At 46.5% G+C, this 310-nt stretch carries 1 protein-coding gene; it reads right to left on the bottom strand.

Features of this window, described 5'->3' with window-relative positions; genetic code table 11:
* On the bottom strand, positions 1-310 hold a 310-nt coding region (locus tag HMPREF2885_RS01490), incomplete at both ends, for an Ig-like domain-containing protein (protein ID WP_148131116.1).

The following is a 310-nucleotide window of genomic DNA, read 5'->3' on the forward strand; positions in this document are numbered from 1 at the left end:
CACCTTGAGGACCTGTGCTCGTTGCGTTAGTGCTGGTTGGAACTACTTCTTTCACAACCGCTTGGTACTTGACAGTAACAGGAGTTCCGTTGGCATCCACACGAGTCAATTCAAGCTCTGGTGTTTCACCCTTGAACTGTTTATCAGGAGTGAAGGTCACCTTACCGTCTGCATCCACTTCGAATTTACCAACATTTGGTACTTCTTTCACAGTTGTACCATTGTCAAATAGTGGAGTTGAATCAGCTGGGAATGGAACTGAGTCATGACCTGGAGTGAAGGTCACTTTACCTTCTTGGACCTGACCTTG

This window comes from Streptococcus sp. HMSC062H02, assembly GCF_001813005.1.
In the GTDB taxonomy this organism is placed as follows: domain Bacteria; phylum Bacillota; class Bacilli; order Lactobacillales; family Streptococcaceae; genus Streptococcus; species Streptococcus oralis_S.